This is a genomic window from Staphylococcus sp. EG-SA-15 (assembly GCF_017151895.1).
GTDB classification, from domain to species: Bacteria; Bacillota; Bacilli; order Staphylococcales; family Staphylococcaceae; genus Staphylococcus; species Staphylococcus aureus.
The window spans coordinates 198,866-212,903 of record NZ_JACVZN010000001.1; the positions used below are offsets into that span (position 1 = coordinate 198,866).

At 32.8% G+C, this 14,038-nt stretch carries 12 protein-coding genes; 1 reads left to right on the forward strand and 11 read right to left on the reverse strand.

Features of this window, described 5'->3' with window-relative positions; all coding sequences use genetic code 11:
* Positions 1-36: 36 nt before the first annotated feature.
* Positions 37-1,050 carry a sugar-binding transcriptional regulator gene (locus IDG64_RS01005; protein ID WP_000654030.1) on the reverse strand — a complete coding sequence of 338 codons (1,014 nt, stop codon included), beginning with the start codon at positions 1,048-1,050 and terminating at the stop codon, positions 37-39.
* A gap of 701 nt (positions 1,051-1,751) precedes the next feature.
* Positions 1,752-2,381, reverse strand: a complete 630-nt coding sequence (locus IDG64_RS01010; RefSeq protein ID WP_000070831.1) for a DUF4887 domain-containing protein — start codon at positions 2,379-2,381, stop codon at positions 1,752-1,754.
* Between the two features lie 702 nt (positions 2,382-3,083).
* Between IDG64_RS01010 and IDG64_RS01015 the strand changes: the two genes are divergently transcribed.
* Entirely contained in the window at positions 3,084-3,986 is a 903-nt protein-coding gene (locus IDG64_RS01015) for a TIGR01777 family oxidoreductase (protein WP_000816304.1), read from the forward strand.
* Positions 3,987-4,228: 242 nt separating this feature from the next.
* On the opposite strand, the gene clpP is transcribed toward IDG64_RS01015, so the two are convergent.
* The 9 genes from clpP to hprK form a co-directional block, all read right to left on the reverse strand.
* On the reverse strand, positions 4,229-4,816 hold the full coding sequence (clpP, locus tag IDG64_RS01020) for an ATP-dependent Clp endopeptidase proteolytic subunit ClpP (RefSeq protein ID WP_001049165.1): 588 nt from the start codon (positions 4,814-4,816) through the stop codon (positions 4,229-4,231).
* Between the two features lie 563 nt (positions 4,817-5,379).
* Positions 5,380-6,324 carry a DNA-binding protein WhiA gene (whiA, locus tag IDG64_RS01025; RefSeq protein WP_000006551.1) on the reverse strand — a complete coding sequence of 315 codons (945 nt, stop codon included), beginning with the start codon at positions 6,322-6,324 and terminating at the stop codon, positions 5,380-5,382.
* A gap of 110 nt (positions 6,325-6,434) precedes the next feature.
* On the reverse strand, positions 6,435-7,430 hold the full coding sequence (locus IDG64_RS01030; RefSeq protein ID WP_001248939.1) for a YvcK family protein: 996 nt from the start codon (positions 7,428-7,430) through the stop codon (positions 6,435-6,437).
* The gene (gene rapZ / locus IDG64_RS01035; protein ID WP_000369722.1) at positions 7,427-8,338 is read right to left on the reverse strand and encodes an RNase adapter RapZ; all 912 of its coding nucleotides are present in this window, start codon (positions 8,336-8,338) and stop codon (positions 7,427-7,429) included. Before rapZ ends, IDG64_RS01030 begins: the two co-directional genes overlap by 4 nt.
* A gap of 707 nt (positions 8,339-9,045) precedes the next feature.
* Complete coding sequence (trxB, locus tag IDG64_RS01040) at positions 9,046-9,981, reverse strand: thioredoxin-disulfide reductase (protein ID WP_000134963.1); 936 nt, start codon at positions 9,979-9,981, stop codon at positions 9,046-9,048.
* A gap of 66 nt (positions 9,982-10,047) precedes the next feature.
* A complete protein-coding gene (locus tag IDG64_RS01045) occupies positions 10,048-11,487 on the reverse strand; it encodes a tetratricopeptide repeat protein (protein ID WP_000057543.1) in 1,440 nt (479 codons plus the stop codon).
* Positions 11,488-11,494: 7 nt separating this feature from the next.
* Positions 11,495-11,980: an acyltransferase gene (locus IDG64_RS01050; RefSeq protein ID WP_001224793.1), complete on the reverse strand. Its 486-nt coding sequence runs from the start codon at positions 11,978-11,980 to the stop codon at positions 11,495-11,497.
* Between the two features lie 7 nt (positions 11,981-11,987).
* Positions 11,988-12,827: a prolipoprotein diacylglyceryl transferase gene (gene lgt / locus IDG64_RS01055; protein WP_000513305.1), complete on the reverse strand. Its 840-nt coding sequence runs from the start codon at positions 12,825-12,827 to the stop codon at positions 11,988-11,990.
* 5 nt (positions 12,828-12,832) lie between these two features.
* Complete coding sequence (gene hprK / locus IDG64_RS01060) at positions 12,833-13,765, reverse strand: HPr(Ser) kinase/phosphatase (RefSeq protein WP_000958224.1); 933 nt, start codon at positions 13,763-13,765, stop codon at positions 12,833-12,835.
* Positions 13,766-14,038 lie beyond the last annotated feature (273 nt).

Here is a 14,038-nt window from a genome sequence, read left to right on the forward strand (position 1 = left end):
AAAATGATATTTAAAAAGTATTAAACTTTTTATCTCTTATTCAAGTATTATCTTTGCTGCGGCTTCATCAGTGATTAACACTGTATTCTTGGGTGCAATCGTCAAGTATGCTTTAATTGCTTCACCTTTCGATTTGCCTCCTGCAACTGCAAAAATAAAGTCTTTTGATTCAAGGTCTTCTAATTGAAGTCCAATTGTTTTAACCTTATGGACAATTTGACCTTGTGTATCAAAATAATAACCAAATGCCTCTCCGACAGCTTGATGATGTTGAAGTTGTTCAATGACCTTTTCAGGTGATTGACGTCGATGCGCCATCTTCAGCGCATCACCAATGCCGTGTAATATAACGTTTGCTTGTTTAATTTTGTCTAAAGTGTTTATGACTGATGGCTCTAACAACAATGTGTTATATGTTGTTTCACTGACATTATCAGGTACATACATCGTCGTATAATAACCGCCAGCTTGTTGTGCCATACTGGCTGCAATTGTGTTTGCCTGAAAGACAACATTTTCGCCTAGTCCACCTCTGGCTGGTACGAAGAATACATTATATGGTAATAAATGAATTGCTTCACTAACACATGCCATCGTGGATCCGCCAGTTACAGCAACTATCGCGTCTTCTTGTAATATGCCTTCAAGTAATTGACCTGCTTGTCTACCTAATTCTGTTTTAACAGATTGACTATTATCAGCATCACCAGGAACAACATGAACTTCCTTAATTTGAAATTTATTCTTAATACCTTCTGACAGACGATTGTCATCTGCATAGATATCAAAGTAACCTTTCAATTGCGAAATCAGTTGCTCACCTTCAGCTGTAATTTCCATTCCGGTAGGCTTAACTTTTATCAAATCTTGTTTCTTAAGCATATCTGTTTCAGAACGCAGTACACGTTCAGTCATATCCATATGTTCGCTTAAACTTCGACGTCCGACAGGCTGATTTTTTGAGATAGTAGTAAGAATAGAAAAACGTTTATACATTTTATCTATGAGATCCGGTATAAGCTTTTGCTGTGCTTGCAATAAGTCTTTCACTACTACCTCCTCCTTATATTTATAAATGTAAATAAGGATATGTCACAACCAGTGGTTGCCTTTTTAAGTCCCGCGTGGGACAAAAATTAACCTCTTTACACTTGCAATAGTACTATTCTATTTCAAAAATTGCAAGCATAAAACTTAAATTTTCTAAATAATTTGATAAAGCGCTTGCAATACATTTTCGATTTGTTATGCAACAAAACGTTTTATTTTATTCGCTGTAGTCAAATGTATACCCTTATACTGACTCGATAATCATTTGCTTATTATTTGAGACTAGGACATAAATCAATGCTCTAGAATCCAAAAAGTTACATTAGTAGTAGTTGACCGAACGAAAATGCACTTGTAACAAGCTTTTTCCAATTAAAGTCAGGGGCCCCAACATAGTGAAATTGGCTCCTCCCAATTTCTACAGGCAATGCAAGTTGGGGTGGGGCCCCAACATAGAGAATTTCGAAATGAAATTCTACAGGCAATGGAAGTTGGGGTCAGACGACGAAATAAATTTTGCGAAAATATCATTTCTGTCCCACCTCACTCAAAATAAATTTCACTATCCGTAAAATAAACAACTAACTATTTAAGTATCATCTCTCCCCTAATTAACAATTATAAAAATAAGAACCAATATTCGAGACAACCTAATTAATTGTGTTGTCTGTCATACTGGTTCATTTTTGTTTGACTAAATACTACTTATCATTAGCATTATTTTGTTTATTTGTTGTTGATTGGCTATTTTGTTGTGGTGCTTGTGGTTTTGCTTGCTGATTTGATTGATTATTTTGTTGATTATTATTTGGCTTTGGTGTTGGTTGTTGCGGCTGTGGTTTAGGCTGAGCTGGTTGTTTATTATCATCAGTTTTCTTCTGATTATCATCTGATTTATCTTGAGATGCATTGTCATCCTTATCTTTCGACTCATCCTTTGATGCTTTATCATCATTCTCTTCTTTAGCAGGACGTTGCTTTGTAGGTGCTTGTTGCTGAGGTGGCACATATTGATATTGATTCTGCTGTGGCAATTGCTGATATTGGTTTGCTTGTGAATCTAGCTCATTCTGCTCTTTTTCCTCTTGTTGCTTTTTCTTTCTCTCTTTTTCTGCATTTTCTTTTTGACGCTTTTCTTTTTGTTCCTGCTTTTGTTCGTTCAACATACGTTCTTTAGCTTTATTCGAATGATCTACATATGCAAAAATTGCAAATACTAATCCTCCGAGTAATAGCAATACCGTCGCAATGCTAACTACTTTCGCTGTTGTACTCATTTTCTTCTTACTTCCATCTTCATTTTTATTGTAGTCGTAATTTTGATTCGACATACTCTCCCTCACTTCAAACTAATTTAAATATAGAAATTATCACGCAACCATTAACATTTTCACAACTAATTTGCTTACCTAGTTTCTACAAATATTAATAAACATTTACTCTTTTTGCCTTCTTCAACTTAAAACTGCCTTCACTATTACTCACTCGTAAATCGGATTCATTTTTACAAAGAAATAGTAGTCTTATATATCTTAACATTTAATAACTAAATCAAACATATTTTGAGCCTTTTTTTGAAAATTAACATTTTAACCTTTTTGATTTTACAACAAATTATAGCTACGTATTGAAAATTAAAGCATTGGTTTAAGTGTTGTGTTAAAAGTTTTTATGTTTAGATTGTTATATTACTATGTATTCTTAAATTTGTTTAAAAAATTAATGCTTTAAATTGATGTATAATGGGAATAAGAAATAAATAAAAACGACCCGCACGATAAACGTACGGGTCCACTACTAAAGGGAGTCAAATTTTTACCTTCGTTTGTATCATGCAGCGTTTTACACATACTTTTAAGAGATGTTTATTCGTTATCGAAGGTACACCTTTATTATAACTTATATCATTTTTATTAAAATACAATTCAAAAAAAGTTATTGACATATTATTGTCTAAATAATGTATAACCTTTGAACAACAATAATGATTATTAAATAGTAACTAAATACAAAATTACATGGGGTGAATGATAATGAAACAATACTTAATTACTGGTGGGACTGGTATGGTTGGATCTCAATTAGTTAATGAAATTAAAAAATCAGATTCACATATCACGATATTAACGCGACACGACCAAATTTCAAATGATAAGAAAATTTCATATGTCAACTGGGCTAAATCTGGGTGGGAACACAAAGTTCCTCAAAATATCGATGTGGTCATCAACTTAGCAGGTGCTACATTGAATAAACGATGGACACCGGAATATAAACAAACGCTAATGCTAAGTAGAATTCAATCTACGCAAGCTTTATATGAATTGTTTAAATCACGCAATAAAGCACCTAAAGTTTTATTTAATGCTAGTGCCACTGGTTACTATCCTCCTGATTTATTTATGAGTTACACAGAAGTTTATAAAACTTTACCATTTGATTTCTTATCAGATATTGTGTATCAATGGGAACGTTTCGCACAACAATTTGAACAATTAGGTACGCGAGTTGTCATCGGTCGTTTCGGTATGATTTTATCGAATGAAGGCGGTGCGTTACAAACAATGAAACTACCATACAAATATTACATTGGTGGTAAATTAGGTTCTGGTCAACAATGGTATTCATGGATTCATATCAATGATTTAATTCAAGCTATTTTATTTTTAATAAATAACGAGTCAGCTAGTGGTCCGTTTAATTTAACTGCACCTATACCTGAGCGTCAAAATTTATTTGGCTACACTTTAGCAAGAGCTATGCATAAGCCCCATGAAACTTGGGCACCAAGTCTTGCAATGCGTCTCATACTTGGTCAAATGTCAACAGTAGTATTGGATACTCAAAAAGTATTACCTAATAAAATTCAAGCATTGGGATTCCAATTTAAATATAGTAATTTAAAAATGGCACTTGAAGATTTAATCAAAGAATAATCAATACCATTAATGAGCATTAGAAACAACATATGTACTAAATGTAATGTCTAGAGCGACTTACAAACAAAGGATTGAAATGTTCCTTTCAATGTCTACTTTGAAGGGAACATTTCATATAGTTACGATTCAACTAGCTTCATTCAATCATATTTCCGCTCAAAGTATAGTAAACAATTTATTGACACCTCGGTTTACTCATACAAAAAGAGCAGACTGCTTAGTCTACTCTTTACTTTGAATTATTTTGTTTCAGGTACCATCACTTCATCAATTAAGCCATATTCTTTAGCTTCTTCTGCAGTTAAGAAGTTATCACGATCTGTGTCTTTCTGTATTTTTTCAATACTTTGACCAGTACGCTCTGATAAAATGCGGTTTAATTTTTCACGTGTTTTTAAAATGTGATTTGCAGCAATTTCGATTTCAGTTGCTTGTCCTTGAGCACCACCTAATGGTTGGTGAATCATTACTTCTGCATTTGGTAACGCGAAACGTTTACCTTTTGCACCAGCTGCTAATAAGAATGATCCCATTGATGCAGCCATACCAATACAAATTGTTTGAACATCAGGTTTAATGTGTTGAATTGTATCATAAATCGCAAAACCAGCTGTTACACTTCCACCTGGTGAATTAATGTATAAATAAATATCTTTCTCTGAGTCTTGCGCTTGTAAGAATAATAACTGTGATACGATTGAATTTGCTACGTTGTCATCAATTTGTGAACCTAACATAATAATACGGTCTTTTAATAAACGTGAGTATATATCATATGCACGTTCACCGCGGTTTGTTGTTTCAATAACTGTAGGAATTAAATTCATCTATATTTCCTCCTTGTAATAACTGTTACTCATTATTTTACATATTAAGTCAAATTTGGTCAAACACTTTGACTTTAAATAGTTACATTGTTTGACGCTTTTCTCTTTCCTTTGTAAACTGATAATATCTATTTTAGATTGTACTTATTTTACTTCTCATAGTACAGAGATATGATTACATATTTGCTCCTTGTGGTGTAATGGATAACACGTAAGATTCCGGTTCTTAAGATAGGGGTTCAATTCCCTTCAAGGAGGCTGTTTTAATAAAATACAATACTTTTCAATACAGAGAATCCCGCAAAGTCGGGATTCTTTTTTATGCTGATTTTGTTTTTGTCTATGATCAGTGACTCAATTAATTATCACATTCATATTTTCTTATGACCAAATTGATACATATGATGCTACTTAATGAGAAAATTAGGTAACGCTTGGTTATTGAATTTCCTTCATTAAACTTTCCAGCTCAATTTAATAGTTAGTCGACTATTATTCATTAAACACTTTTTAATCATAAAAAAGGTATTTTTGATAATTCACTACCAAAAACACCTTCTTACTTATAATTCTATTTGTTCACCATTTCTAATCTTATCGGCTAAATCATTAAGTTTTCTTAATCGGTGATTTACACCTGATTTTGAAATTGGACCAGTTGATACCATTTCTCCAAGCTCTTTCAACGAAATTTCTTGATGTTCTACTCGAATTCTAGCAATCTCTCTCAACCTGTCTGGTAAATTTTCAATACCAATTTCTTTATCAATCAATTTAATGCTCTCAACTTGTTTCATCGCAGCACTAACTGTTTTATTTAGATTGGCCGTTTCACAATTAACGAGTCGGTTAACAGAATTACGCATATCTCTTACAATACGTACGTCTTCAAATTTTAATAACGCTTGATAGCCACCTATCAAACTAAGAAAATCCGAAATCTTTTCCGCTTCTTTTAAATACGTAATACTTCCTTTTTTTCGCTCTAAATGTTTGGCATTCAACTCATAACTATTCATTAGTTTCGTTAAGCCTTCTGCATGACTCTCATTTTGAGAAAAAATTTCCAAATGGTACGAAGATGTTTCAGGGTTATTCACTGAGCCACCTGCCAGAAAAGCTCCTCTCAAGTAACTGCGTCTCATTTCGTCATCTTGAATCATTGAATGATCAATTTCATGCGTAAAAATGCCGTCTTTTAAAATTCCTAATTCATCAAGAATTTCTTTCGCTTTCATCTTTGTACGACAAATATAAATATTATTTTTTTTAAGTTTCATTTTTTTACGGACTAATATTTCAACTTCCACATTAAAGACACGTTTAATCAACGAATAAATACGTCTTGCCGTTGTTGCATTTTCCGTTTGAACATTTATAACAAATTGTTGATTTGAAAGACTAAGTGCACCATTCATTCGAATCAGTGCACTGAGCTCTGCTTTTGCATTCATTTCATCGACGTCTATTCTAGTTAATTCATTTTTCATTTCTGATGCAAAGCTCATCGTACAGTCATTCCTTTCTTATTTAAAACATGATTCACCTTAGAACCACTGTCTATTTTCATTTTTTTACACAGCTCTATTATCATATCATAATATGATTACGTTCTATATTATTTACGTTTATCACTTGGTACGAAAGGAATAGTACTAATTAATTCTAAAGCTATGTCATAAATCATTGTCGATAACACTTTAGTATTATGTCTTACTAAATGATTTTCAGAAATTTCAACTAAATTTGAAGATGTTTTTACATTTATGCTTTCTTTTTCAAGTTCAGCCTTATTAACTTCAACTGGTTTAGAATGTTTTTCTTCATATTTTTTCAAAACTTGAGCATTGAAAGTTTGTGTACTACAAATGACATAATCAATAAACGGTTGTCCAGCTTGTCTATGAATCGCATCGATATGATCTTTCACGCTATAACCATCTGTTTCCCCAGGTTGCGTCATCACATTAGAAACATATAGCTTAGGCGCATCAGAATGAATTAACGCATCTGAAATACCATTGACACATAAGTTAGAAATAACGCTCGTATATAATGACCCTGGTCCAAGAACGATTAAATCTGCTTCCCTTAAAGCATCGATTGCTTCTTCCATTGGTTGCACATCGTTAGGTTCTAAAAACACACGATCAATTTTTTTATGTTTTTTAGGAATATTTGTTTCTCCAAAAACAATTTCTCCATCTTCCATAACAGCATTTAATTGCACACTTGTATTTGTAGATGGAATGACTCTACCTTTAATATTTAAAATTTTACTTAATGCTTTAATGGCATGTCCGAAATCATTCGTAATATTAGTCATACCTGCGATTAATAAATTACCTAATGAGTGACCGCTAATTTGATTTTCTTCAAAGCGATACTGAAAAAGTTGGCTTAAAACTGACTCAGAATCACTTAAAGCTGCAATCACATTTCTGATGTCTCCTGGTGCTGGTATATCCATTTCATCTCTGATTTTCCCTGTACTCCCACCATTATCAGCAACTGTTACAATCGCCGTAATATCAATTGGGAATTCTCTTAATCCCCTAGCCATAACTGATAAGCCAGTGCCACCACCGATAAGTACAACTTTTATTTGTCTCATTTTTTCTCGCCACTTTCAATATGTGCGTCCCTATGATGCACATAAACATTATATTCAAATACTTCATTTAGATAATTACCTAGTCGTTCTGCTAATGCTACAGATCGATGTTGTCCACCCGTACAACCGATGGCAATTACTAATTGAGATTTCCCTTCTTTTTTATACCCGGGTATCATAAAATCTAACAAATCAGTTAATTTTTCAAAGAAAATCTCCGTCTCTTTCCATTTCATAACATAATTATAAACGTCTTTATCTAATCCTGTTAAAGGTCTTAAATCTACTACATAATATGGATTTGGTAAAAATCGTACATCAAATACTAAATCTGCATCCATCTGAATCCCATGTTTAAAACCGAAACTTGTGACATTAATTGTAAAAGTTTCAAACTCTTCATCTTCATAGTATCGACGAATGCGTTCTTTTAATTCTTTAGGTGATAACTTTGTAGTATCTATAACAAAATTAGCTATACTTCTAATTTGAGACAAATGCTCTCGCTCATCATTAATTGCATTAATTAAGGATCTTTTACCTTGTTCCATCAAAGGATGTGCACGACGCGTTTCCTTATATCTTGAAATTAATTTTTCAGTACTTGCTTCTAAAAACATAACATCAATGATGACGTCACTTTCACTTTTAACTTTATCCACTACTGCAACTAATGAATTAAATAGTTCCTTACCTCTTAAATCAATTGCAATTGCCACTTTTCTTAAGGATGGATTTCCTTGTTCCATCAACTCTACAAATTTAGGTAATAACACTGGTGGTAGATTATCTACACAAAAATATCCCATGTCTTCTAAACATTGAATAACCAAAGATTTACCTGCGCCAGATAAACCTGTTACAACTAATAGTTCACTTTTACTTTTTTCTTTTTCATTATTATCCATTATTTTTTCACCGCCAAAACGAATTTCATGATGTTAATTTAAATGTTCTATGACAAAATTAAGCAACGATGTTTTATATTTATTTCCAACTATGTCTAGATTAAATTTCTAAAAATATACATCATTTAAAAGGAGCTTGGGACATAAATCAATGTCCTAGGGTCTATAATATTATATTGCTAGTAGTTGACTGAATGAAAATGCGCTTGAAACAAGCTTTTTTCAACTCTAGTCAGGGGCCCCAACACAGAGAATTTCGAAAAGAAATTCTACAGGCAATGCGAGTTGGGGTGTGGGCCCCAACACAGAGAAATTGGATTTCCAATTTCTACAGACAATGCAAGTTGGGGTGTGGGCCCCAACACAGAGAATTTCGAAAAGAATTTCTACAGACAATGCAAGTTGGCGGGGCCCCAACACAGAAGCTTACGAAAAGTCAGCTTACGATAATGTGCGAGTTGGGGTGGGACAACGAAATAAATTTTGTAAAAATATCATTTCTGTCTCACTCCCATAAAGTTATAAGTTTAATATAACATATAAAAAAACTAGAACTCATTGAAACGCACAAATGATACGTACTAAGTTCTAGTTTTCTATATAATTTGCTTTAATTTAAAAGTAAGACATTATATTAACAATGTGATGACACTATTAAAATAAATATCCAAATAATTTACAGCTCAACATCTTAATTCGACTTCGAATTAAGCTTGATCGTTTAAATGTTCAATATATTCCGCTGCACTTTGCGCTGCAATACTACCATCGCCAGTAGCAGTGACAATTTGGCGTAAACCTTTGTCACGAACATCTCCTGCTGCAAAAATACCTGGTACTGATGTTGTCATATCATCTTTTGTCACAATATAACCAACATCATTCGTAATACCTAAGTCTTTAAATGGCGCTGTTAATGGTTTCATACCAATATAGATGAATACACCATCAGCCTCGTGTGTTTCTTCTGAACCATCTTTTGTAGACGTTAATGTCACAGAACCCACTTTGCCGTCTTTTTCATTAATTGATTTCAAAGTATGACTCCAAATAAAGTCGATTTTATCATTTTTGAATGCTCTATCTTGTAAAATACGCTGTGCACGTAACTCATCACGACGGTGAACGATTGTTACTTTGTCAGCAAATTTAGTTAAGAATGTTCCCTCTTCTACTGCTGAGTCACCACCACCGATAACGAATAGGCGTTTATTTTTAAAGAATGCACCATCACATACTGCACAATAACTTACACCGCGTCCACCAAGTTCTTGTTCACCCGGAACACCAATTTTCTTGTATTCTGCACCTGTAGCAATAATGACCGCTTTCGCTGTTAATTCTTTATTACCAAAGTTAATCACTTTATATTCGCCTTTATCTTCTACAGATTTAATATCTCCATATTGATAAACTGCACCAAACTTTTTAGCGTGTTCAAACATTTTTGTAGATAAATCTGGACCTGTAATCATTTCGAAACCAGGGAAGTTCTCTACTTCTTCTGTATTAGCCATTTGACCGCCTGGAATACCTCTTTCAATCATAACTGTTTTTAAATTAGCACGTGATGCGTATACTGCAGCAGTCATACCAGCTGGACCTGCACCGATAATTGCTATATCAAAATCTATTTCAGTCATTTTATTAACGCCTCCTCATTATTAATCATTATGCGCATTATATAATAAATCTAACTTTTCATAAATCTATATGCTCAAGAGAAATTCAATCATTTTGTTCAGTTTATATTGTGTTATGCCTAACCATGTTGTAATTTGCTTCTTTGTAACGTTTCGAGGTTGATTTTTAAAATACAAATAAATAAACGCACCGATATATGGCTCAACATCAGTTAAATCTACTTTTTCAGCAATTATGAGTTCACCTTGATTAATCCATGCAACCATTAAATCATTTTCACTTACAAATAATTCATTTTGGTAAAGCGTTAACAAGCCGCGATGAATGAAGTCTAATTTATTGAGCGTTAAACCTTGAACTAAATACGTTAAATACAATTTCTCATAATTATTTAGATTTTCCAGAACCTGCCAAATACTTTCCGTCATCACAATTTCTTTACCATTTAATTGATCCAATAAAAAAATACCATATAAACGATAATGACTGTCATCACTTTGAAGTAATGGCAAAATATGTTGGTCAAAAACTTCTTTGCTATTTTCAATTACCCAAGGCGCATGTCCAATTTCCACTTTAGAAATTTGCTTCAATTTATCCCAGTAGTAATGACTTTCGTCTTCTTCACCTAAATAATAATAATTATATGCTAAAGCATTGTACATTTGAATTGATAAAAATTTTCCTTTTTTATATAAAGGGTACAACAATTGTTGTGATGCACGATACTGCTTTAAATAACTTAAAACAATACCTAATTTAAAACTTTCATCGTCATTCATAGGTACAACTTTATTTAATATTTTTAAATATTTTTGGTATTGTTCATTTTCCTTAGTGTTATAAAGTAGCAAAGTATAATGGCATAATGCATATATATCTGTACTATCCTCTTGTAATAGTGCTTCGTACAATGCTTTAGCCGTATCATATTCGCCGAGATATAAATAACACATTGCCAATAAATTACGTACGACACGATGATCTTGAACTTCTTGTGGTTGATGTAAGACATAATTCTTTGCATCTTTTAATCGACCTTGAGAAAAAAGATATTGGAATAGTATTTGAACTACAAACAATTGAGCTTCAAGTTCAATTTGTTCTTCACTTTGATATTTCACATCAAACATTTGATCTAATTCATCTCTATAATCTTGGTCGTCGCTAACAATAACATAATTAATACCAAACAAGAATGCCTTGTTTGGTTCGTTAACTTCAATGTTGAGCTGACTCAATTCATAAAAGCTATCTTCTAGATGCCTATTATAAATAATATTGTCATAAAATAAATGTTCTGCTTTTTTAGCAATACCAAGTTGCACTAGACATTGTGCATAATCAATTTGAATTTCCAGATCATCAGGTGACAATTCTAACACTTTTTCAAAGTATTCAGCAGCTCGTTTATATTCTCTTTGTTTAAACTTCTGTTTAGCCATTTTACGATAAAATGCATCATCAAAAGTCATTGGAATTACATTATTATTCTTTTGCGCCATAAAATTGTCACCTCCTAATCATTTTTATATACATAGGGTTGCCATATGCAAATCCATTATCCGGTATATCTTTTGAAACAACCGTACCAGCTGCAACTTTTACATTGTCACCAATCGTTATACCGGGTAAAATGGTAGCATTTGCACCAATCAAAGTGTTAGATCCTATCGTCACTGGTCCATAACGAAATTCATCAACTAATGCTTCATGCGTCAAAATTGTTACATTGTAACCAATAACACTGTTACTACCAATCGTAATCAGTTCTGGGTAAAAAATATCTAACATTACTTTATAAGCTATCGACGATTGATTACCGATATTAATATTTAAAAGTTGTTTATATATATGTCTTTTCAGTACCATACTTGGAATAAATTTCGAAAATTCAATGATAATTACATTCTTAAAAACTTTCGAAAATTTAACAAGACGGTATACACGCCATAAAGGGTTTGTATGATGATGTGTTTTTGATAAAAATTTCCTCAAACTATCACTACTTCACTTTTTTTGTTGGCCATGGAAGCGCCCCAACTTTGCTATACAACGGTGGATTATACTTAATCCTTCTATATACAATTAAACTTATACTTATTAAAATTAAAAGAATTGATACTAATTGTGCAACTCTAATATTACTTGTGAGCATTAAGCTATCTGTACGTAATCCTTCTATAAAGAATCGACCAATTGAATACCAAGTTAAATATAAAAAGAATGTTTCTCCTAATTTTAAATGTTTACGAATATTAACTAAGATAATAAATCCAGCGACATCCCAAATGGATTCATATAAGAATGTTGGATGATAATATTGGCCGTTAATATACATATTTTCTATTATAAAATTTGGCAAATGTAATTGTTCTAAAAAAGCGCGTGACACAGGTCCACCATGTGCCTCGTGATTCATAAAGTTACCCCAGCGTCCAATTCCTTGCGCTAAAATTATACTTGGCGCAACGATATCACCAATTTGAAATGGGTTTAAATTTTTCACTTTACATACAATAACACCAGCAATAAAGCCACCTATTAAACCACCATGTATTGCTATTCCACCATGCCATATTTTAATAATTTCACTTGGATTTTCCGCGTAATATGGCCATTGGAAAATCACAAAATAGATGCGTGCCGCGATAAATCCAAATAGTGCACTATAAAAAATAATATCTACTAAAGTATCTTTATGTAATCCTGCTTTAACTAGTGCACGTTGTGCAACAAAGTAACCAAGTAATATTCCGACAGCAATGATAATTCCATACCATCGTACACTCAGTGGTCCTAAGTTAAATGCCACAGGATCTATATAGTTAAATACAATACCCATTCAACCTACTCCTCACTCTTATGACTGTTCTTGATAATTTCTTCATTTAATCTTTCACTAAATTCTTCGGCCGTGTTAATGCCCATGATATTTAATCGATAGTTCATTGCAGCGACCTCAATAATTACCGCAACATTTCTACCAGGTCTTACAGGGATTGTTTTTTTAGTGATTTCAGTATCTAAAATACTTAGCGTCTCTTCATTAAGACCTACGCGGTCATATAACTTTTGCTTGTTCCAGTTTTCCAAATTAATATTTAATCTAATTCGTTTTTCAGTTAATATTGAACCCGCGCCAAATAAAGTCATAACATTGATAATACCTAGTCCACGTATTTCTAATAGATGTTCTATTAACTTTGGTGGTTTCCCTATTAGTTCATCTTTATTAATTTGACGTATTTCTACATTATCATCTGCTACTAATCTATGCCCACGTTTAACTAATTCCAACGCAGTCTCACTTTTACCTATTCCTGAATCACCGGTAATTAGTACACCAACACCGTAAACATCTACTAGAACACCATGTAAAGATGTCGTCTTTGCAAGTGCATGCTCTAAAAACGTTGTTAAGCGACTCATTAAACTTGTAGTCGCATCTTTAGCAACTATAAGTGGGGTATTTAATTCTTTTGCAGCTTCAACTAATTCTTCTGGTGGCTGCAATCCACGTGTCACAATAATTGCAGGCGTTTCTGGTCTGCATAGTTTACGCATACGACCTGCGCGATCCTTATCTGGTAATAAATTGTAAAACGATAGTTCCGTTGTTCCTAATAGTTGTATTCTATCTGACGCATAATGTGAAAAATAACCTGCCATCTCTAAGCCCGGTCTTGATATATCAGCATTTTTAATTGGCTTCGATAGTCCTTCTTCACCAGCGATTAAATCTAACTTTAATGTTTCAACTAGTTTTTCTGTCGTTAACATGGGTTCACCTCAATTGTATTTATCCCTACTCTTACATCTCTTCTTATCATATCAAAAATATAACACCAATCTACATTGAAAAGCTAAAATAAATATTAATTGTTCATTATTGTTATTATTTTACAAGTCAATATCAATCATTAATTTATTGCTTGCTTAATTTACATGGTTCATATCGCCATAAAAGTCCGAGCCATAAATCAATGGACCTAAGCTCCACAATGATATATTGGAATTAGTTGGCGGGGCCCCAACACAGAGAATTTCGAAAAG